Raw genomic sequence first — 19,726 nt, forward strand, 5'->3', positions numbered from 1 at the left:
AAGTACCCACGGAGTCAGGGACGAAATGTCGATTTTCCTTTTATTGCGCATGTATGCCTCGTCCCTCTTCCACCGTTTCGGCTGGGCAGGCCTGGTCATTGCCTTGGGCGTACACCTGACCACGGCGTATCTGGGCCTGGTGTTACTGGGCGAACAACACCTCACCGCGCCCGCCACGTTTACTTACTTCTATCTGACCACCACACTCACCGTCGGTTATGGCGATCTCGCGCCGCAGACAGCGGCGGGACGGATATTCGTGGCCACCTGGGTCATGCTCGGGGGCATTGCGCTGCTGACGGCAGCCATCGGCAAAACCACCAGCAGCGTCATCGATGCATGGAGAAAAGGCATGAAGGGCAAAGGCGATTTCACCGGCAAGGTCGGCCATACGGTTCTCATCGGCTGGGAAGGCGCGTCCAGCGAACGGGTCATTGAGTTGTTGCTCCAGGACGAAACCTCGAACGACAACCTGATCGTCATTTGCGATTGCACCCTTGAAGAAAACCCGATGCCGGGCAAAGCGAGCTTCATCAAAGGTGAAAGCCTGTCCTCCGTGGCCTTGTTGCTGCGCGCGGGCGTTCCCGGTGCCGAGCGCGTTCTGGTGCGAACCCATTCAGACGACCTGACCCTGGCCACCGTGCTGGCGGTCAATCAACTGCAGCCTGTCGGGCATGTGGTCGCCCACTTCAATGACAGTGAAATCGCTGCGCTCGCCAGCGCCTACGCGCCCAGCCTGGAATGCACTTCCAGCATGGCCATCGAGATGTTGGTGCGCGCCTCGCAGGATCCGGGCTCGTCAGTGGTCATCAATGAACTGCTGTGCGTGGGCCAGGGCGCCACTCAATACCTGATGAAACTGCCCGAGGCCTTTGAAGCGACGTTTGGCGATCTGTACACACGGATGAAAGAACATCACAACGCCACGCTCATCGGCTATCGCGCCAAAGGCGCCCGACAACCGTCGATCAACCCGCCCGGCGCCACACGCGTTGAGGGCGGCGAGCTCTTCTACATCGCCTCCACTCGCCTCAAGGAAATCTCCAATGGGATGGTTTAAACAGTTGATGGGGCTTGAGGCCCCGAACGCGACGACAGAGTCGAAATGGACCGCCAGCGAATCCCTGCCCGTCACCGGTCCGCTGGACCTGGCACTGGGCAAAGGCGTGATGTTCGACACCACCCTGAAATTGTTGCTCGACGGCAACACCACGGTGACCATCCCGGGCTCGCAGCAGATCTGGAGCAACGGCACCGTCGATCTCGGGCAGTCGACCTGGCTGTCACGCTACTACATGAACGAGGAAGACTACTGGCTGCAGGTGCATACCACCGGCGAAATCGCCGGGCAGGTTGAGTCGGTGATCCTGTTCAATTACCTCAGCTACATCACCATCAGCAGTGAAGCGGAGTTGCGCCGATTAGCCGGTCCGCAAAGCCTGATCGGGCTGCCGACCTACACCCACAACGGCGTCGAATACACCCGCGAATGGGGCACCGAGGATGGCCAGACAGAATTGGTGGCGTTGAGCGAGCAGCTGAAAAACCCGAAGGAGTCCTACGGCATCGAGCACCGTTCGATGCTGTACGCCCGCGAAACCGGCCTGACAGACCGCCGGGAATTCCTGCTGTTTTCAGTTGAGGAAGACGCCGAAGGCACCATCAGCTTGAGCACGTCGCTGGGCATCTCGCTGTACACAACCGACCTGAATACGTTCTAAAAAAGGAAGCAGTCCATGCTAGAAGCACTCTCTATCTCCTTGAACAAAGCCGCCGTGTTCGGGTTTGTTTCGTACATCCTCGGCGCCGCGGTATTGTTCGCACTGTTCCAGTTCATCTACACCCGCATCACCCCGCACAAGGAATTCGAACTGATCCGTTCCGGCAACGTAGCCGCTGCGATCGCCCTGGGCGGGGCCATCATCGGTTTCGCCATTCCGGCCAGCAACGTGATTGCGTACTCGATCAGCATCCTCGACTTCGTGGTCTGGGCGGTCATCGCAGCCCTCGTTCAATTGCTGGCATTTCTGGTGACCAGCCTGGTGCTCAAAGGCACCTCCGAGCGCATCAAGAAAGGTGAAATCGCGGCGGGCATCTACGTGGCAGCCGTGGCCATCAGCGTCGGCATGTTGAACGCCGCGTGCATGACTCCTTCCCAGAACTGATTGCGCCCGGAGATCCCGATGAAACGAAGCAAGTACGTTCAGCTTTCGCTGGCAGCGTCGGTCGCCATGGCGATATCAGGCTGCGGGCCGACGGAAAAAACCTACGCGGTGCAGAAGAAGTACAACTTCCAGTCCGTTCAGCAGTGTGCCGATGAAAAGCTCCCGGTGGACGTGTGCTCGGACGCCTACATGACGGCCATGGCCGAGCATCGCCGCATTGCGCCGGTGTACGACAGCCAGGCGGATTGCGATGCCGACTTCGTCGCCGACTGGTGCCAACAGGATTCCGCCGGCAAGTTCATCCCCAAGCTCGGCGGCTTCGAACTGACCGCTGATGGCCAGGTGACGCAATCCCAGGTGGACGCGGCCAAGGCTCAATTACCCGCCTCGGAAGCGGCAAACACGGGTGGCTCGGGCTTCTCCACCAGCAGCCTGCTGACCGGCCTGCTGATCGGCAACATGCTGAGCAGCAACCGCAACAGTTACTACTCCGAGCCGGTCTACCGCTATCGCGATGACCGCGGCAGCTACTCGAACTCGACGCTCAGCCAGCGGATTGCCAAGGGCTCGACGTTCACCAAGTCCAATCAGGCAAGGTACGGCAGCAGCAACTACGCCGACTCGGTTCGCTCTTCTACCAGCAAGCCGGTCTCCGTTGCCTCGTCCACCTCCCGTGGCGGCTTCGGCAGCAAGGCCAGCGCACGCAGCGGCTGGGGCGGCGGCGGATCGAGCAGTTAAGGAACCCGGGCCATGAAGAAGATCCATTGCGCAGAGCGTCCTGACTGGAAACAGACCGCCGAGAATCTCGGCTTTCTGTTCCACACCATCGACAACGAACCCTACTGGGATGAGAGCGCGTATTACCAGTTCTCGCTCAAGCAGATCGAGAACGATCTCGAAGACCCGACCACCGAGATCCATGGGATGTGCATGGACCTGGTGGCCCGCGTGGTTCAGAGCGAGGAGTTGCTGGAGCGCCTGAGCATTCCCGCGCCATTCTTCGACATGGTGCGCACCTCATGGCTCGAAGGTCACCCGCACCTGTACGGGCGCATGGATTTCTCCTACAACGGCACCGGGCCCGCCAAGTTGCTGGAACTCAATTACGACACGCCGACCAGCCTGTATGAGGCGGCGGCGTTTCAGTGGGGCTGGCTGGAGCAATGCATCGAACGCGGCTTGCTGCCCAAGCATGCCGACCAGTTCAACAGCATCGACACCAAACTGCATCAGGCCTTCGCTCAATTGCAGCTCAAGCAACCCTTCTATTTTGCCTCGATGAAAGACTCGGTCGAAGACAAGGGCACCACCGACTACCTGCGGCTGGTGGCGGAAAAGGTCGGCATCGAATCACGCCACATCGATATCGAAGACATCGGCCTGACCAGTGACGGACGTTTCGTCGACCTCGAAGATCGCTGGATCCCTCACCTGTTCAAGCTGCACGCCTGGGAGTTCATCTTCCACGAGCCCTTCGGTGCAGCGATTGCCCAGAGTGATACGCAATTTTTCGAACCGGCCTGGAAATCCATCATCTCCAACAAAGGCATCCTGCCGCTGTTGTGGGAATTCAACAAAGGTCACCCGAACCTGCTCGCGGCGCACCTGGATACCGAGCCGGGCAAAGCCGTACCAAAAGGCTGGGTGCGCAAGCCGTTCTTCTCCCGGGAAGGTGCCAATATCGAGCTGCAAACTGCTGACGGCCTGATCGTGAAAGAGGACGGCCCCTACACCGATGCGCCGTTTATCCTTCAGGAGTTCGCGCCGCTTCCGCAGTTCGGCGACAGCTTTACGTTGATTGGCTCCTGGGTAATCGGCGATCAGGCGGCGGGGATCGGTGTACGTGAGGACAACAGCTTGATCACCAAGGATTCGAGCCGGTTCTTGCCGCATCTGATACTCGACTGACCGCTCCATCGCCCACTAAAAAGGCCCGGTGAGGACATATCGACAGACGCCCGCAAGACTTATGGCTGAAATGCCGGATAATGGCGGCCATTCGTTTAGCCGTTATTCTGGTAATCCCCCATGGAAATCAAGGTCAACTTTCTCGACAACCTTCGACTTGAAGCCAAGTTCGACGACTTCACGGTGGTGGCCGATCAACCTATCCGCTACAAGGGCGATGGCTCGGCGCCGGGTCCGTTCGACTATTTCCTGGCGTCGTCGGCGTTATGTGCGGCGTATTTCGTGAAGTTGTACTGCGACACTCGCAGTATTCCGACCGAAAACATCCGCCTGTCGCAGAACAACATTGTTGATCCGGAAAACCGCTACAACCAGATTTTCAAGATCCAGGTCGAGTTGCCCGCGGACATCTCCGACAAGGACCGCCAGGGCATCCTGCGTTCCATCGACCGTTGCACCGTGAAAAAAGTGGTGCAAGCCGGGCCTGAGTTTGTGATCGAAGAGGTGGAAAACCTCGACGCCGATGCCCAGGCGTTGCTGATGCCTGCTTCTACCTCAGAGGCGAGCACCTATATCGCGGGCAAGGATCTGCCGCTGGAGCAGACCATCGCCAATATGTCGGCCATTCTGGCGGACCTGGGCATGAAGATTGAAATCGCCTCGTGGCGCAATATCGTGCCCAACGTATGGTCGCTGCATATCCGCGATGCACACTCGCCGATGTGTTTTACCAACGGCAAGGGCGCAACCAAGGAAGGCGCACTGGCGTCGGCGTTGGGCGAGTTTATCGAGCGACTCAACTGCAACTTCTTCTACAACGACCAGTTCTGGGGCGAAGAGATCGCCAACGCGCCGTTTGTGCATTACCCGGACGAACGCTGGTTCAAGCCTGGCCGTAAAGATGAACTGCCGAGCGAAATACTCGACGCGCACTGCCTGAAGATTTACAACCGCGACGGCGAGTTGCGCGGTTCCCACCTGATCGACACCAACTCGGGCAATGAAGAACGCGGCATCTGCGCGCTGCCCTACGTGCGCCAGTCGGACGGCGAAGTGGTGTATTTCCCGTCCAACCTGATTGAAAACCTGTTCCTGAGCAACGGCATGAGTGCCGGTAACACGCTGGCCGAAGCCCAGGTGCAATGCCTGTCGGAGATCTTCGAGCGCGCGGTAAAACGCGAAATCATCGAAGGTGAATTTGCCCTGCCGGATGTGCCCGCCGATGTGCTGGCGAAGTACCCGGGAATACAGGCCGGTATACAGGCGCTGGAAGAGCAAGGGTTCCCCGTATTGGTGAAGGATGCGTCCCTGGGGGGGGAATTCCCGGTGATGTGCGTCACGTTGATGAACCCGCGTACCGGCGGCGTGTTCGCCTCGTTCGGCGCGCACCCGAGCCTGGAAGTGGCGCTGGAACGCAGCCTGACCGAATTGCTCCAGGGCCGAAGCTTCGAAGGCCTCAACGACTTGCCCCAGCCGACGTTTGAAGGTCATGCGGTGACCGAGCCGAATAACTTCGTCGAGCACTTCATCGATTCCAGCGGCGTGGTGTCGTGGCGCTTCTTCAGTTCCAAGTCGGACTACGAATTCGTGGAGTGGGACTTCTCCGGCCAGGGTGAAAACTCGAATGCCGAGGAAGCCGCGACCTTGTTCGGCATTCTCGAAGGCATGGGCAAGGAAGTGTACATGGCGGTCTACGAGCATATCGGCGCGACGGCATGCCGCATCCTGGTCCCGGACTATTCGGAAATCTATCCCGTGGACGACCTGATTTGGGATAACACCAACAAAGCGCTGTTCTTCCGCGCCGATATCCTGAACCTGCATCGCCTGGACGACGAAGAACTGCAAGCGCTGGCTGAGCGTCTGGTGGAAAGTGAGCTGGACGACTACACCGACATCACCTCCCTGATCGGCATCGAGTTTGACGACAATACCGCTTGGGGTCAGCTGACAATCCTGGAGTTGAAACTGCTGATTTATCTCGCCTTGCAGCAATTTGAAGAGGCCAAAGAGGCGGTGGAGATGTTTCTGCAGTACAACGACAACACGGTTGAGCGCGGCTTGTTCTACCAAGCTGTCAATGCGGTGCTGGAGATGAAGCTGGACGAAGACCTGGAGTTGGAAGACTACGAGGCCAATTTCCGTCGGATGTTTGGTAACGAACGGATGGATGCAGTGATCGGCTCGGTGGACGGCAGTGTACGCTTCCATGGTTTGACGCCGACCAGCACCAAACTGGAGGGGCTCGACAGGCACCTGCGGTTGATCGAAAGCTACAAGAAACTGCACTCGGCACGGGCCAATGTGACCACGTTGGCCGGTTAACAGCGGCAACAAAAAAGCGAAGCCATATGGCTTCGCTTTTTTTTGTCTACGGTTCTGAAAAGCTGCGGATCAGAACGGGATATCGTCATCAAAGCTGTCGAAATCCGGAGCCGGTTGTGGCGCTGCCTGCTGTGGAGGCGGAGCCTGACGCGACTGCTGCGGTGCTGACTGCTGCGGGCGCGGAGCCTGCTGGCGTGGAGCCGGAGCGGACTGCTGGTAGTTATTGCCCCCGCCTTGTTGGTCGCCCTGCTGTGGACGGCCGCCGAGCAGTTGCATGGTGCCTTGCATGTCGACCACGATTTCGGTGGTGTAACGCTTGATACCGTCTTTTTCCCACTCGCGGGTCTGCAGCTTGCCTTCGATGTAGACCTGCGAACCTTTACGCAGGTATTCACCGGCGATCTCGGCCACCTTGCCGAACATCGAAACACGGTGCCATTCAGTCTTCTCGACCTTCTGACCGGTTTGCTTGTCGGTCCACTGTTCGCTGGTCGCCAGACTCAGGTTGGTCACGGCGTTACCGTTAGGCAAGTAGCGAACTTCGGGATCCTGGCCGCAAGTGCCGACCAATATGACTTTGTTAACCCCACGGGCCATAACGTTCTCCTAGGCTACGCACGCTGCCCCGGCCGGGTTGTTCACCAGGCGCTCAAGGGTGGTGCGATCCAATAGTTCTGTGTCCAATTTGATGTAAATCGCCGCTTCATCAGCAACGATTACCGCATCTGTTACCCCTACGACGGCCTTCAGGCGGTCAACCAACCCCGCTTCGCGGATCGCCTCGGGCGACAGCGGCAAGCGCAGACTCGTCACGTAGGGAGGTTCGCGCATGGTAACAGCAAAGGCCAGCCAAAGTGCAGCCAGGCCGGCGCATCCGAGGAATACAACCGACAAACCGCCGTGCTGGAACATCCAGCCGCCGAGGATCCCCCCCAGCGCCGAACCGAGGAACTGGCTGGTGGAATAAACCCCCATCGCCGTGCCTTTGCCGCCCGCCGGTGAAACCTTGCTGATCAGCGATGGCAATGAAGCTTCCAGCAAATTGAAAGCGGTAAAGAACACCACCGTCCCGATCACCAGAGCCCGCAGGCTGTCGCCGAACTGCCAGAAGAATAGCTCAGTGAGCATCAGCGTCAGCACTGCGCCCAATAAAACTCGTTTCATTTTGCGTTTCTTCTCGCCGTAGATAATGAACGGGATCATGGCGAAGAAGGAGATCAGCAGCGCGGTGAGGTAGACCCACCAGTGCTGCTCTTTGGGCAGCCCGGCTTTTTCCACCAGGGCCAGGGGCAATGCAACGAAGCTCGACATCAACATCGCGTGCAACACAAAAATGCCAAGGTCCAGGCGCAGCAGGTCCGGGTGCTTTAGCGTCGGCATCAGCGCCGAACGGGCGACGCCGGACTCACGGTGCTGCAACGGTCCGGTGGAACGCGGCACCATGAACATGACGATCACGATGCCGAACAGCGCCATGCCGCCCGTGGCGAGGAACAACCCCGACAGGCCGAAGGCGCGGGTCAACAGCGGCCCGACAACCATGGCCACTGCGAAGGACAGACCAATCGTCATGCCGATCATGGCCATGGCTTTGGTCCGGTGCTGCTCGCGGGTCAGGTCTGAAAGCAACGCCATCACTGCGGCGGAAATAGCCCCGGCGCCTTGCAGGATGCGTCCGGCGATGACGCCCCAGATCGAATCGGCATTGGCTGCCAGCACGCTACCGAGGGCGAAGATGATCAGCCCGAGGTAAATCACCGGACGACGGCCGATGCGGTCGGAAATGAAGCCGAAAGGAATCTGAAAGATTGCCTGGGTCAGGCCGTAAGCGCCAATCGCCAGTCCGATGAGGGCCGGGGTCGCTCCTGCCAGATCCATCCCATAGGTCGCCAGTACCGGCAACACCATGAACATGCCAAGCATACGGAAGGCGAACACAAGGGCCAGCCCGCTTGCTGCGCGGGTCTCACTGCCACTCATGCGTTCGCTGTGGGGATCGTGCATGGAAAAACCTCATGTGAACCGGCGGCGATTCTACCAGTCCCATCGATTGACGGGGTATATCGCGACGCTTTGACGCGCTCCGCTGACAGACTCTTCATGTAAGACACAACTCCGCTCGTTTGATAGTGTGCATCCATCCAGTATTTGGCCGTATACTCCTACGTTTTCGACGCCCGCCAAGCGAGGCCACTTTGGACAAGATCCTGATTCGTGGGGCCCGAACCCACAACCTGAAGAACATCGACCTGACCCTGCCACGGGACAAACTGATCGTCATCACCGGCCTGTCCGGATCCGGCAAATCGTCCCTGGCGTTTGACACGCTGTATGCCGAAGGCCAACGCCGCTATGTCGAATCACTGTCGGCCTATGCCCGGCAGTTTTTGTCGATGATGGAAAAGCCTGACGTCGACACCATCGAAGGTTTGTCGCCAGCCATTTCCATCGAACAGAAATCGACCTCGCATAACCCGCGCTCGACGGTCGGCACCATCACCGAAATCTACGACTACCTGCGCCTGCTGTACGCACGCGTGGGTATTCCACGTTGCCCGGATCACGACATTCCGCTGGAAGCGCAAACCGTCAGCCAGATGGTCGACCTGGTCCTCGCGCAACCGGAGGGCAGCAAGCTGATGCTGCTGGCCCCGGTGATTCGCGAGCGCAAAGGCGAACACCTTTCGGTCTTCGAAGAACTGCGCGCCCAGGGCTTTGTCCGGGCCCGGGTCAACGGCAGGATCTGCGAACTGGATGAGCTGCCGAAGCTGGATAAGCAAAAGAAGCACTCGATTGATGTAATAGTCGACCGCTTCAAGGTCCGCGCCGATCTGCAGCAGCGCCTGGCCGAGTCGTTCGAAACCGCGCTGAAACTGGCGGACGGGATCGCACTGGTCGCGCCGATGGACGACGAGCCCGGCGAAGAGATCATCTTCTCCGCGCGCTTCGCCTGCCCGATTTGCGGCCATGCGATCAGCGAGCTGGAACCCAAGCTGTTCTCCTTCAACAACCCCGCCGGCGCTTGCCCGACCTGCGATGGCCTGGGGGTCAAGCAGTTCTTCGACATCAAGCGTCTGGTGAACGGCGAGTTGACGCTGGCCGAGGGCGCTATTCGCGGCTGGGACAGGCGCAACGTCTATTACTTCCAGATGCTCGGGTCGCTGGCTTCGCACTACAAGTTCAGCCTGGAAGTGCCGTTCAACGACCTTTCGGCGGATCAGCAGAAATTCATTCTGCATGGCAGCGGTTCGCAAAACGTCGACTTCAAATACCTGAACGACCGCGGCGATATCGTCAAACGCTCGCACCCGTTCGAAGGCATCGTGCCGAACCTGGAACGCCGCTATCGCGAAACCGAGTCGGCTTCAGTGCGTGAAGAGCTGGCCAAGTTCCTCAGCACCCAGCCCTGCCCGGACTGCCGTGGCACGCGCTTGCGTCGTGAGGCGCGGCACGTCTGGGTGGGCGAGAAGACGCTGCCGGCGGTGACCAATCTGCCGATTGGCGATGCTTGCGAGTATTTCGGCATACTGAAGCTCACGGGCCGTCGCGGTGAAATTGCCGACAAGATTCTCAAGGAGATCCGCGAGCGCCTGCAGTTCCTGGTCAACGTAGGCCTCGACTATCTTTCGCTGGATCGCAGCGCCGACACGTTGTCCGGCGGTGAAGCTCAGCGGATTCGCCTGGCCAGCCAGATTGGCGCCGGCCTGGTGGGGGTTCTGTACATCCTCGATGAGCCGTCGATCGGTCTGCATCAACGTGATAACGATCGGTTGCTCGGCACACTCAAGCACCTGCGCGACATCGGCAACACGGTGATCGTGGTCGAGCATGACGAAGACGCTATTCGCCTGGCCGACTACGTGGTGGACATCGGGCCGGGCGCGGGGGTCCACGGTGGGCATATTGTTGCCGAAGGGACGCCGGCCGAAGTGATGGCGCATCCTGATTCTTTGACCGGCAAGTACCTGTCGGGCCGAGTAAAGATTGCCGTTCCAGCCAAACGCACACCGCGTAACAAAAAGTTGTCACTGTCGCTCAAGGGCGCTCGCGGTAACAACTTGCGCAATGTCGACCTGGACATTCCGATAGGTCTGTTGACGTGCGTGACCGGTGTGTCCGGCTCGGGCAAATCGACGCTGATCAACAATACGCTGTTTCCCTTGAGCGCTACGGCACTCAACGGTGCAACGACGCTTGAGGCGGCCGCTCACGACAGCATCAAGGGACTGGAGCATCTGGATAAGGTCGTCGATATCGACCAGAGCCCTATCGGCCGAACGCCGCGCTCCAATCCGGCGACCTACACCGGGCTGTTCACGCCGATTCGCGAACTGTTCGCCGGCGTACCGGAATCACGCTCACGCGGTTATGGTCCGGGACGCTTCTCCTTCAACGTGAAGGGCGGACGCTGCGAAGCGTGTCAGGGAGATGGCCTGATCAAGGTGGAAATGCACTTCCTGCCGGACATCTATGTCCCGTGCGACGTCTGCAAGAGCAAGCGTTACAACCGCGAGACACTGGAAATCAAGTACAAAGGCAAGAGCATCCACGAAACCCTCGAAATGACCATCGAGGAAGCGCGGGTGTTCTTTGACGCCGTTCCTGCGCTAGCGCGCAAGCTTCAGACATTGATGGACGTAGGTCTGTCCTACATCAAGCTGGGGCAATCGGCGACGACGTTGTCCGGCGGTGAAGCCCAAAGGGTGAAGCTCTCCCGTGAACTGTCCAAGCGCGATACCGGCAAGACGCTGTACATCCTCGACGAACCAACCACCGGCTTGCACTTCGCGGATATTCAGCAATTGCTCGACGTACTGCATCGACTGCGCGACCACGGCAACACTGTGGTGGTGATCGAGCACAACCTGGACGTGATCAAGACCGCCGACTGGTTGGTGGACCTGGGGCCGGAAGGCGGCTCCAAGGGCGGCCAGATCATTGCGGTTGGTACCCCGGAGGAAGTGTCCGAGATGAAGCAATCTCACACCGGCTTCTACCTCAAGCCACTGCTGGCTCGCGACAAGGCCTGAATCGGGCCCACGAAAAAGCCCCTGTCACTTCATCGGTGTCAGGGGCTTTTTTGTATAGGGAGCAATCAGGCGTGAGATTGCAGGTAGTTCTCAAGACCGATCAACTTGATCAGACCCATCTGCTTTTCAAGCCAGTAGGTGTGGTCTTCTTCAGTGTCATGCAATTGAACCCGCAGCATCTCGCGGCTGACATAGTCCTGGTGTTGCTCGCAGAGTTTGATGCCCTTGCAGAGCGCGGCGCGGACTTTATATTCAAGTCGCAGGTCAGCGGCGAGCATGTCCGGCACAGTGGTGCCAACATCAAGATCGTCCGGACGCATGCGCGGCGTGCCTTCGAGCATCAGAATCCGACGCATCAGGGCATCAGCGTGCCCGGCCTCTTCTTCCATCTCGTGGTTGATGCGTTCGTAGAGCTTGGTAAAACCCCAGTCCTCATACATCCGCGAATGGACGAAATACTGATCACGCGCCGCCAGTTCGCCGGTCAGCAACGTGTTGAGGTAATCGATTACGTCTGGGTGCCCTTGCATCGCCCTACATCTCCCTGCATGAAAGTCTGTAGTTTGAACCAAGGCGACTGTTTGGTCACTCCGTTTACGCGATAAAAGCGAAGATATTCTGAGAAAAGTGGTTCAAATAACGCAAAAACCGCCCAAATGAGGGCGGTTCTGCTTCTCGTTTAGACTTCGTTAAGCTGTACACCCAACGCCCTTGCAATTGCTTCTCCATACGCCGGATCGGCCTTGAAGAAGTGCTGCAATTGACGATCAATCACATCACCGGAAACGCCGGCCATGGCTCCGGCAATGTTGTTGGTCAGCAGCGCTTTCTGCTCGTCACTCATGAGTCGGAACAGAGCACCGGCATGGCTGTAGTAGTCGGAGTCTTCACGATGATCGTAACGATCAGCGGCACCGCTCAATGCCAACGGTGGCTCAGCGTAGCGAGGCGCTTGTTTCGGCGAATCGACGTAGCTGTTCGGCTCATAGTTAGGTGCTGCACCGCCATTGCTGCCGAATGCCATCGAACCATCACGCTGATAGCTATTCACCGGGCTGCGGGGCGCATTCACCGGTAGTTGCTGATGATTGGTGCCAATGCGGTAGCGGTGCGCGTCGGCATAAGCGAACACGCGGCCCTGGAGCATGCGATCCGGAGAAAGACCAACGCCCGGGACCATGTTGCTCGGGCCGAATGCCGCTTGCTCGACTTCGGCAAAGTAGTTTTGCGGATTGCGATTGAGCTCCAGCTCGCCGACTTCGATCAGCGGAAACTCTTTCTGCGACCAGGTTTTGGTCACATCGAACGGGTTCTCATAGTGCGCCGCGGCCTGAGCCTCGGTCATGATCTGAATGCACACACGCCATTTCGGGAAGTCACCGCGCTCAATCGCCCCGAACAGGTCACGCTGCGCGTAATCCGGATCGGTACCGGCCAAACGTGCCGCTTCTGCAGGCGCCAGGTTTTTGATGCCTTGCTGAGTCTTGTAGTGCCACTTCACCCAGTGCCGCTCGCCATTGGCGTTGATCAAGCTGTAGGTGTGGCTACCAAAGCCGTGCATGTGACGATAGCCGTCAGGAATGCCACGGTCGGAGAACAGAATAGTGACCTGGTGCAGCGCCTCAGGCGAGTGCGACCAGAAGTCCCACATCATCTGCGCGCTTTTCAGATTGCTCTGCGGCAGACGCTTTTGGGTGTGGATAAAGTCCGGAAATTTCAACGGATCACGGATGAAGAACACGGGCGTGTTGTTGCCGACGATGTCCCAGTTACCTTCCTCGGTGTAGAACTTCAGGGCAAAGCCACGCGGATCGCGCTCGGTATCGGCCGAACCACGTTCGCCGCCAACCGTAGAAAAGCGCAAGAACGTCGGAGTTTGTTTGCCGACCGATTCAAACAGTTTAGCGCTGGTGTACGGGGTGATGTCGCGAGTGACAGTAAACGTGCCGTAAGCACCCGAGCCCTTTGCGTGTACACGGCGCTCAGGGATGTTCTCGCGATTGAAGTGGGCAAGCTTTTCGATCAGGTGAAAGTCGTCGAGCAGCAGCGGGCCACGAGGGCCGGCGGAACGGGAATTCTGGTTGTCGGCGACAGGAGCGCCACTGGCGGTGGTCAGCGTTTTATTTTGACTCATGCGATCTCTTCCTCTGTCAGTCTTTAACTGCCGGCTATCGGCTGAGGGGGAGTATTGATCAGGAACGTTACAGCTACAAATTCATTGCGTTGCGACTATCGATAGAAAATTACTAATTACCTTTCTATTCATGCATTGATGGCAATGCTTTTCGAGCGCGCACAAAAAACCGGGCACTAGGCCCGGTTCTTCGTTTCAGACTGACGTCTTACTCAGCGGATACAGCTTCACCACCGGCAGGACGATCAACCAACTCGACATACGCCATAGGCGCGTTGTCGCCAGTGCGGAAACCGCACTTGAGGATGCGCAGGTAGCCACCCTCACGGGTAGCGTAACGCTTGCCCAGGTCGTTGAAGAGCTTACCAACGATAGCTTTCGAACGAGTACGGTCGAAAGCCAGACGGCGGTTAGCCAGGCTGTCTGTCTTGGCCAAAGTGATCAGCGGCTCAGCAACGCGACGCAGTTCTTTAGCTTTTGGCAGTGTAGTTTTGATCAGCTCGTGCTCGAACAGCGACACCGCCATGTTTTGAAACATGGCCTTGCGGTGCGAGCTGGTGCGGCTCAGGTGACGACCACTTTTACGATGACGCATGGTTCATTCCTTACCAAACACAACGTTCGGTGATTACGACGATCAGGCAGTCGCCTTGTCGTCCTTCTTAAGACTTGCAGGCGGCCAGTTGTCGAGGCGCATGCCGAGGGACAGACCGCGGGAGGCCAGAACGTCCTTGATTTCAGTCAAGGATTTCTTGCCAAGGTTCGGAGTCTTCAACAGCTCTACTTCGGTACGCTGAATCAGGTCACCGATGTAGTAGATGTTTTCCGCCTTAAGGCAGTTAGCCGAACGTACAGTCAGTTCCAGATCGTCAACCGGGCGAAGCAGGATCGGATCGATCTCGTCTTCCTGCTCGATAACCACTGGCTCACTGTCACCTTTGAGGTCGACGAACGCAGCCAGCTGCTGTTGCAGAATGGTTGCAGCGCGGCGGATAGCCTCTTCAGGATCCAGGGTACCGTTGGTTTCCAGATCAATAACCAGCTTGTCCAGGTTAGTACGCTGCTCGACACGGGCGTTTTCCACCACGTATGCGATACGGCGAACCGGGCTGAACGAAGAGTCAAGCTGCAAGCGACCGATGCTGCGGCTTTCGTCTTCATCGCTCTGACGCGAGTCTGCCGGTTCATAACCACGACCACGAGCTACGGTGAGCTTCATGTTCAGGGCGCCGTTAGACGCCAGGTTAGCGATTACGTGATCGGGGTTAACGATCTCGACATCATGATCCAGCTGAATATCGGCAGCGGTAACCACCCCCGAACCCTTCTTCGACAAGGTCAGCGTAACTTCGTCACGACCGTGCAGCTTGATAGCCAGACCTTTAAGGTTCAACAGGATTTCAATTACGTCTTCCTGTACGCCTTCGATGGCGCTGTACTCATGGAGCACACCGTCAATCTCGGCCTCGACTACTGCACAGCCGGGCATTGAGGACAACAGGATGCGTCGCAGCGCGTTGCCCAGGGTGTGGCCGAAACCACGCTCGAGAGGCTCGAGAGTGATCTTGGCGCGGGTTGGACTGACAACCTGCACATCAATATGGCGGGGTGTCAGGAACTCATTTACCGAAATCTGCATGGATGCACCTATTTTCTAGCCCTTACTTGGAGTAGAGCTCGACAATCAGGCTTTCGTTGATGTCGGCGGACAGATCACTGCGAGCAGGAACGTTCTTGAAAACGCCCGACTTCTTCTCAGTGTCTACTTCTACCCATTCTACGCGGCCACGTTGGGCACACAGATCGAGAGCTTGGACAATGCGAAGTTGGTTCTTTGCTTTCTCGCGAATCGCGACCACGTCACCAGCACGAACCTGGTAGGACGGTACGTTTACGGTCTGACCGTTAACGCTGACGGATTTGTGCGATACCAGCTGACGGGATTCGGCACGAGTAGAGCCAAAACCCATACGGTATACAACGTTGTCCAGACGGCATTCGAGCAGTTGCAGCAGGTTTTCACCGGTTGCACCTTTCTTGCCAGCAGCTTCTTTGTAGTAGCCGCTGAATTGACGCTCGAGAACGCCGTAGATACGACGGACCTTCTGCTTTTCACGCAGTTGGGTGCCGTAATCGGACTGGCGACCGCGGCGTTGGCCGTGGATACCAGGTGCTGCTTCGATGTTGCACTTCGATTCGATCGCGCGCACGCCGCTCTTCAGAAAGAGATCGGTGCCTTCGCGACGAGCGAGTTTGCATTTTGGACCAATGTAACGAGCCATTCTTTACAATCTCCTGGATTACACGCGGCGCTTCTTCGGCGGACGGCACCCGTTGTGCGGGATTGGCGTCACGTCGGTGATGCTGGCGATCTTGTAGCCACAGCCGTTCAAAGCGCGGACTGCAGATTCACGACCTGGGCCTGGACCTTTGACGTTAACGTCGAGGTTTTTCAGACCGTATTCCAGCGCAGCTTGACCAGCACGTTCAGCAGCTACTTGAGCAGCAAACGGGGTGGACTTGCGGGAACCGCGGAAACCCGAACCACCGGAGGTAGCCCAGGAAAGAGCGTTGCCTTGACGGTCGGTGATGGTCACGATTGTGTTGTTAAAAGATGCATGGATGTGGGCGATGCCATCAACCACTGTCTTTTTAACTTTTTTACGAGGACGAGCAGCAGGTTTAGCCATGATTAATTTCCTGTCGATTCGCTGGGGCGATTACTTGCGGATCGGCTTACGCGGACCTTTACGGGTACGCGCGTTAGTCTTGGTACGCTGACCGCGCACTGGAAGACCACGACGATGACGCAGACCGCGATAGCAACCGAGGTCCATCAAACGCTTGATTTTCATGTTGATTTCGCGACGCAGGTCACCTTCAGTGGTGAACTTCGCCACTTCGCCACGCAGCTGTTCAATCTGCTCGTCGCTCAGATCCTTGATCTTTGCGGCTGGGTTTACCCCAGTCACTGCACAGATCTTCTGCGCAGTAGTGCGACCAACACCATAGATGTAGGTCAGCGAGATAACAGTATGCTTGTTATCTGGAATGTTAACGCCTGCAATACGGGCCATTCAGTGGGACTCCAATTGACAGCTACCTACGCCCCGGAAGCCAAGAAATAGGGCGCGAGATAATATCGCTGTAATAACAAATAATCAACCCGGTAGCGCACTAGCTACCGGGCTTGAAGCACAATCACACTCAGCCTTGGCGCTGTTTGTGACGCGGTTCCGCGCTGCAAATTACTCGAACAACACCTTCGCGGCGAATAATCTTGCAGTTGCGGCACAGCTTTTTCACCGATGCACGAACTTTCATCACCAACTCCTCGAACCTTATGGGTACTCAGCGCAACATGCCGCTGCCGTAACCCTTCAGGTTGGCTTTCTTCATCAGGGATTCGTACTGGTGCGAAACGAGGTGCGATTGTACTTGGGACATGAAGTCCATCACAACCACGACGACGATCAGCAACGAGGTCCCGCCAAGGTAGAACGGAACGTTTGCTGCAACCACCAGGAACTGGGGCAACAGGCATACGGCCGTCATATATAGAGCACCGAACAGGGTCAAACGAGTCAGAACGCCATCAATGTAGCGCGCAGACTGCTCACCTGGACGGATGCCCGGAATAAAGGCACCGGACTTCTTCAGGTTTTCCGCTACGTCTTTCGGATTGAACATCAACGCCGTATAGAAGAAGCAGAAGAAAATAATCCCTGCACTAAACAGCAGAATATTCAACGGCTGACCAGGAGCGATCGACTGCGAGATGTCCTGCAGCCAGCCCATACCTTCAGACTGACCGAACCAGGTACCCAACGAAGCCGGGAACAGCAAAATGCTGCTCGCGAAAATGGCCGGAATAACACCGGCCATGTTCACCTTCAACGGCAAGTGGCTAGTCTGCGCAGCAAAGACCTTACGACCCTGCTGACGCTTGGCGTAATGAACAGCAATACGACGCTGACCACGCTCAATGAACACCACAAAACCGATAATCGCTACTGCCAGCAAACCGATGGCAACCAAGGCAAAAATGTTGATATCACCCTGACGCGCAGACTCGAAAGACTGCCCGATCGCTCTCGGAAGACCGGCGACGATACCTGCGAAAATCAACATCGAGATACCGTTGCCAACACCACGCTCAGTAATCTGCTCACCCAGCCACATCATGAACATCGCACCAGCCACAAACGTGGATACCGCGACGAAATGGAAGCCAAAGTCACCAGTGAACGCAACGCCCTGCCCCGCCAGACCAATGGACATGCCAATTGCCTGAACGAGAGCGAGGACGACAGTGCCGTAGCGGGTGTACTGGGCAATCTTGCGACGCCCAGCTTCACCTTCCTTCTTCAACTGCTCCAGCTGCGGGCTGACGGCTGTCATCAGTTGCATGATGATCGATGCCGAAATGTACGGCATGATCCCCAGTGCAAAGATACTCATCCGCTCCAGCGCGCCGCCGGAAAACATGTTGAACAAGCTAAGAATGGTCCCCTCATTCTGTCGAAACAGGTCCGCGAGTCGGTCCGGGTTGATACCTGGAACCGGGATGTGTGCGCCTATTCGGTAGACGATAATCGCCAGGAACAGAAAACGCAGACGAGCCCAGAGTTCAGACATACCGCCTTTGCCGAGCGCAGAGAGAGCACCTTGCTTAGCCATTTATTCCTCGAACTTGCCGCCAGCTGCTTCGATAGCCGAACGCGCACCTTTGGTGGCGCCGATTCCCTTTCCGATGGTAACAGCGCGAGTAACTTCGCCGGACAGCATGATTTTCACACGCTGTACGTTGACGTTGATCACGTTGGCATCTTTCAGGGACTGCACAGTGACGATGTCGCCTTCCACTTTAGCCAGCTCGGACAGACGCACTTCTGCGCGGTCCATGGCCTTCAGGGAAACGAAACCGAACTTTGGCAGGCGACGATGCAGCGGCTGTTGACCGCCTTCAAAGCCTGGAGCAATGGTGCCACCGGAGCGGGAGGACTGACCTTTGTGGCCACGGCCACCGGTCTTGCCCAAACCACTACCGATACCACGGCCCGGACGATGCTTTTCGCGACGGGAACCCGGCGCTGGACTCAGATCATTGAGTTTCATCGATTAACCCTCGACACGCAGCATGTAGTAAGCCTTGTTGATCATCCCGCGATTCTCGGGAGTATCAAGTACTTCTACAGTGTGACCGATGCGACGCAGACCCAGACCCTTAACGCACAGTTTGTGGTTAGGGATGCGGCCGGTCATGCTTTTGATCAGCGTAACTTTAACGGTAGCCATGATCAGAAGATCTCCTTGACGCTTTTGCCACGCTTGGCGGCAATGGATTCAGGAGACTGCATAGCTTTCAAACCTTTGAAAGTGGCGTGAACCACGTTTACCGGGTTAGTCGAGCCGTAGCACTTGGCCAGAACGTTCTGAACGCCAGCAACTTCGAGGACAGCACGCATAGCGCCGCCAGCGATGATACCGGTACCTTCAGAAGCAGGCTGCATGTACACCTTCGAAGCGCCGTGACCGGACTTCATTGCGTACTGCAGAGTGGTGCCGTTCAGATCAACTTGGATCATGTTGCGACGAGCAGCTTCCATTGCCTTCTGGATCGCAGCAGGCACTTCACGTGACTTGCCACGGCCGAAGCCAACACGCCCTTTACCATCACCTACCACGGTCAACGCGGTGAAAGTGAAGATACGGCCGCCTTTAACGGTTTTGGCTACGCGGTTAACTTGAACCAGCTTCTCAATGTAGCCTTCGTCGCGCTTTTGGTCGTTATTTGACATAACTTAGAACTCCAGCCCAGCTTCACGAGCAGCATCAGCCAGCGCCTTGACGCGGCCGTGGTACTTGAAGCCAGAGCGGTCGAAAGCCACCTGCGAGACGCCAGCGGCTTTTGCACGCGTAGCGACCAGCTGGCCAACCTTAGTGGCCGCGTCGATGTTGCCAGTGGCGCCATCACGCAGTTCTTTATCCAAAGTCGAGGCAGATGCCAGGACTTTGTTGCCGTCGGCCGAAATGACCTGGGCGTAGATGTGCTGCGACGAGCGGAACACGCAGAGACGCACGACTTCGAGTTCGTGCATTTTCAGGCGTGCTTTGCGAGCGCGACGCAGTCGAGTAACTTTTTTGTCGGTCATTTGCTATGC

The 19,726-nt window shown here is 57.4% G+C and carries 22 protein-coding genes; 7 read left to right on the forward strand and 15 right to left on the reverse strand.

Translation table 11 applies throughout. The features are described 5' to 3' along the window. The first annotated feature begins 25 nt into the window (after positions 1 to 25). The 6 genes from QMX98_RS07340 (at position 26) to QMX98_RS07365 (ending at position 6,398) form a co-directional block, all read left to right on the forward strand. Positions 26 to 1,060 (forward strand): ion channel, encoded by a 1,035-nt coding sequence (locus QMX98_RS07340; protein ID WP_077749253.1) that lies wholly within the window; start codon positions 26 to 28, stop codon positions 1,058 to 1,060. Beyond that, a complete protein-coding gene (locus QMX98_RS07345) occupies positions 1,047 to 1,721 on the forward strand; it encodes a DUF2491 family protein (RefSeq protein WP_200667137.1) in 675 nt (224 codons plus the stop codon). The genes QMX98_RS07340 and QMX98_RS07345 overlap by 14 nt, the downstream gene beginning before the upstream one ends. A gap of 15 nt (positions 1,722 to 1,736) precedes the next feature. After that, a complete protein-coding gene (locus tag QMX98_RS07350; protein ID WP_010467290.1) occupies positions 1,737 to 2,165 on the forward strand; it encodes a DUF350 domain-containing protein in 429 nt (142 codons plus the stop codon). Between the two features lie 18 nt (positions 2,166 to 2,183). Further along, complete coding sequence (locus tag QMX98_RS07355) at positions 2,184 to 2,903, forward strand: DUF1190 domain-containing protein (RefSeq protein ID WP_010467288.1); 720 nt, start codon at positions 2,184 to 2,186, stop codon at positions 2,901 to 2,903. A 12-nt stretch (positions 2,904 to 2,915) separates the two neighbouring features. Further along, positions 2,916 to 4,073: a glutathionylspermidine synthase family protein gene (locus tag QMX98_RS07360; RefSeq protein ID WP_010467286.1), complete on the forward strand. Its 1,158-nt coding sequence runs from the start codon at positions 2,916 to 2,918 to the stop codon at positions 4,071 to 4,073. A 120-nt stretch (positions 4,074 to 4,193) separates the two neighbouring features. After that, complete coding sequence (locus tag QMX98_RS07365; RefSeq protein WP_010467284.1) at positions 4,194 to 6,398, forward strand: OsmC domain/YcaO domain-containing protein; 2,205 nt, start codon at positions 4,194 to 4,196, stop codon at positions 6,396 to 6,398. Positions 6,399 to 6,467: 69 nt separating this feature from the next. Here QMX98_RS07365 and QMX98_RS07370 read toward each other — a convergent pair whose 3' ends face one another. Further along, a complete protein-coding gene (locus tag QMX98_RS07370) occupies positions 6,468 to 6,995 on the reverse strand; it encodes a single-stranded DNA-binding protein (protein ID WP_010467282.1) in 528 nt (175 codons plus the stop codon). Between the two features lie 9 nt (positions 6,996 to 7,004). Further along, complete coding sequence (locus QMX98_RS07375; RefSeq protein WP_083375648.1) at positions 7,005 to 8,402, reverse strand: MFS transporter; 1,398 nt, start codon at positions 8,400 to 8,402, stop codon at positions 7,005 to 7,007. Between the two features lie 191 nt (positions 8,403 to 8,593). On the opposite strand from QMX98_RS07375, the gene uvrA reads away from it, so the two are divergent. Continuing rightward, entirely contained in the window at positions 8,594 to 11,428 is a 2,835-nt protein-coding gene (gene uvrA / locus QMX98_RS07380; RefSeq protein WP_010467278.1) for an excinuclease ABC subunit UvrA, read from the forward strand. Between the two features lie 65 nt (positions 11,429 to 11,493). Here the strand turns inward: uvrA and bfr are convergent, their stop codons facing one another. The 13 genes from bfr to rplR form a co-directional block, all read right to left on the reverse strand. Then, positions 11,494 to 11,958 (reverse strand): bacterioferritin, encoded by a 465-nt coding sequence (bfr, locus tag QMX98_RS07385; protein WP_010467276.1) that lies wholly within the window; start codon positions 11,956 to 11,958, stop codon positions 11,494 to 11,496. 149 nt (positions 11,959 to 12,107) lie between these two features. After that, complete coding sequence (locus tag QMX98_RS07390; protein ID WP_010467275.1) at positions 12,108 to 13,562, reverse strand: catalase; 1,455 nt, start codon at positions 13,560 to 13,562, stop codon at positions 12,108 to 12,110. A 208-nt stretch (positions 13,563 to 13,770) separates the two neighbouring features. Continuing rightward, on the reverse strand, positions 13,771 to 14,157 hold the full coding sequence (rplQ, locus tag QMX98_RS07395; RefSeq protein WP_008145500.1) for a 50S ribosomal protein L17: 387 nt from the start codon (positions 14,155 to 14,157) through the stop codon (positions 13,771 to 13,773). A 42-nt stretch (positions 14,158 to 14,199) separates the two neighbouring features. Then, complete coding sequence (gene rpoA, locus QMX98_RS07400) at positions 14,200 to 15,201, reverse strand: DNA-directed RNA polymerase subunit alpha (RefSeq protein WP_003176403.1); 1,002 nt, start codon at positions 15,199 to 15,201, stop codon at positions 14,200 to 14,202. A gap of 22 nt (positions 15,202 to 15,223) precedes the next feature. Then, complete coding sequence (gene rpsD, locus QMX98_RS07405) at positions 15,224 to 15,844, reverse strand: 30S ribosomal protein S4 (RefSeq protein WP_003210056.1); 621 nt, start codon at positions 15,842 to 15,844, stop codon at positions 15,224 to 15,226. Positions 15,845 to 15,862: 18 nt separating this feature from the next. Next, a complete protein-coding gene (gene rpsK, locus QMX98_RS07410) occupies positions 15,863 to 16,252 on the reverse strand; it encodes a 30S ribosomal protein S11 (RefSeq protein WP_002555466.1) in 390 nt (129 codons plus the stop codon). Positions 16,253 to 16,282: 30 nt separating this feature from the next. Further along, positions 16,283 to 16,639 carry a 30S ribosomal protein S13 gene (rpsM, locus tag QMX98_RS07415; RefSeq protein ID WP_003186020.1) on the reverse strand — a complete coding sequence of 119 codons (357 nt, stop codon included), beginning with the start codon at positions 16,637 to 16,639 and terminating at the stop codon, positions 16,283 to 16,285. Positions 16,640 to 16,769: 130 nt separating this feature from the next. Next, positions 16,770 to 16,886, reverse strand: coding sequence for a 50S ribosomal protein L36 (rpmJ, locus tag QMX98_RS07420; protein WP_002555468.1), 117 nt, complete (start codon positions 16,884 to 16,886; stop codon positions 16,770 to 16,772). Positions 16,887 to 16,913: 27 nt separating this feature from the next. Then, positions 16,914 to 18,242, reverse strand: coding sequence for a preprotein translocase subunit SecY (secY, locus tag QMX98_RS07425; protein ID WP_007896784.1), 1,329 nt, complete (start codon positions 18,240 to 18,242; stop codon positions 16,914 to 16,916). Then, positions 18,243 to 18,680 (reverse strand): 50S ribosomal protein L15, encoded by a 438-nt coding sequence (rplO, locus tag QMX98_RS07430; RefSeq protein WP_010467269.1) that lies wholly within the window; start codon positions 18,678 to 18,680, stop codon positions 18,243 to 18,245. 3 nt (positions 18,681 to 18,683) lie between these two features. Then, entirely contained in the window at positions 18,684 to 18,860 is a 177-nt protein-coding gene (gene rpmD / locus QMX98_RS07435) for a 50S ribosomal protein L30 (RefSeq protein WP_003186033.1), read from the reverse strand. A gap of 2 nt (positions 18,861 to 18,862) precedes the next feature. Next, the gene (rpsE, locus tag QMX98_RS07440; RefSeq protein ID WP_007943782.1) at positions 18,863 to 19,363 is read right to left on the reverse strand and encodes a 30S ribosomal protein S5; all 501 of its coding nucleotides are present in this window, start codon (positions 19,361 to 19,363) and stop codon (positions 18,863 to 18,865) included. A 3-nt stretch (positions 19,364 to 19,366) separates the two neighbouring features. Further along, entirely contained in the window at positions 19,367 to 19,717 is a 351-nt protein-coding gene (gene rplR / locus QMX98_RS07445; RefSeq protein WP_003186037.1) for a 50S ribosomal protein L18, read from the reverse strand. Positions 19,718 to 19,726 lie beyond the last annotated feature (9 nt).

The sequence above is a fragment of the Pseudomonas sp. PS02303 genome, assembly GCF_029959925.1.
In the GTDB taxonomy this organism is placed as follows: Bacteria; Pseudomonadota; Gammaproteobacteria; order Pseudomonadales; family Pseudomonadaceae; genus Aquipseudomonas; species Aquipseudomonas mandelii.

Bases quoted from the DNA above. Each gene is read 5' to 3' on its own strand.
- QMX98_RS07340 (WP_077749253.1), top strand. From the start codon at position 26: ATGTCGATTTTCCTTTTATTGCGCATGTATGCCTCGTCCCTCTTCCAC.
- QMX98_RS07345 (WP_200667137.1), top strand. From the start codon at position 1,047: ATGGGATGGTTTAAACAGTTGATGGGGCTTGAGGCCCCGAACGCGACG.
- QMX98_RS07350 (WP_010467290.1), top strand. From the start codon at position 1,737: ATGCTAGAAGCACTCTCTATCTCCTTGAACAAAGCCGCCGTGTTCGGG.
- QMX98_RS07355 (WP_010467288.1), top strand. From the start codon at position 2,184: ATGAAACGAAGCAAGTACGTTCAGCTTTCGCTGGCAGCGTCGGTCGCC.
- QMX98_RS07360 (WP_010467286.1), top strand. From the start codon at position 2,916: ATGAAGAAGATCCATTGCGCAGAGCGTCCTGACTGGAAACAGACCGCC.
- QMX98_RS07365 (WP_010467284.1), top strand. From the start codon at position 4,194: ATGGAAATCAAGGTCAACTTTCTCGACAACCTTCGACTTGAAGCCAAG.
- QMX98_RS07370 (WP_010467282.1), bottom strand. From the start codon at position 6,995: ATGGCCCGTGGGGTTAACAAAGTCATATTGGTCGGCACTTGCGGCCAG.
- QMX98_RS07375 (WP_083375648.1), bottom strand. From the start codon at position 8,402: ATGCACGATCCCCACAGCGAACGCATGAGTGGCAGTGAGACCCGCGCA.
- bfr (WP_010467276.1), bottom strand. From the start codon at position 11,958: ATGCAAGGGCACCCAGACGTAATCGATTACCTCAACACGTTGCTGACC.
- QMX98_RS07390 (WP_010467275.1), bottom strand. From the start codon at position 13,562: ATGAGTCAAAATAAAACGCTGACCACCGCCAGTGGCGCTCCTGTCGCC.
- rplQ (WP_008145500.1), bottom strand. From the start codon at position 14,157: ATGCGTCATCGTAAAAGTGGTCGTCACCTGAGCCGCACCAGCTCGCAC.
- rpoA (WP_003176403.1), bottom strand. From the start codon at position 15,201: ATGCAGATTTCGGTAAATGAGTTCCTGACACCCCGCCATATTGATGTG.
- rpsD (WP_003210056.1), bottom strand. From the start codon at position 15,844: ATGGCTCGTTACATTGGTCCAAAATGCAAACTCGCTCGTCGCGAAGGC.
- rpsK (WP_002555466.1), bottom strand. From the start codon at position 16,252: ATGGCTAAACCTGCTGCTCGTCCTCGTAAAAAAGTTAAAAAGACAGTG.
- rpsM (WP_003186020.1), bottom strand. From the start codon at position 16,639: ATGGCCCGTATTGCAGGCGTTAACATTCCAGATAACAAGCATACTGTT.
- rpmJ (WP_002555468.1), bottom strand. From the start codon at position 16,886: ATGAAAGTTCGTGCATCGGTGAAAAAGCTGTGCCGCAACTGCAAGATT.
- secY (WP_007896784.1), bottom strand. From the start codon at position 18,242: ATGGCTAAGCAAGGTGCTCTCTCTGCGCTCGGCAAAGGCGGTATGTCT.
- rplO (WP_010467269.1), bottom strand. From the start codon at position 18,680: ATGAAACTCAATGATCTGAGTCCAGCGCCGGGTTCCCGTCGCGAAAAG.
- rpmD (WP_003186033.1), bottom strand. From the start codon at position 18,860: ATGGCTACCGTTAAAGTTACGCTGATCAAAAGCATGACCGGCCGCATC.
- rpsE (WP_007943782.1), bottom strand. From the start codon at position 19,363: ATGTCAAATAACGACCAAAAGCGCGACGAAGGCTACATTGAGAAGCTG.
- rplR (WP_003186037.1), bottom strand. From the start codon at position 19,717: ATGACCGACAAAAAAGTTACTCGACTGCGTCGCGCTCGCAAAGCACGC.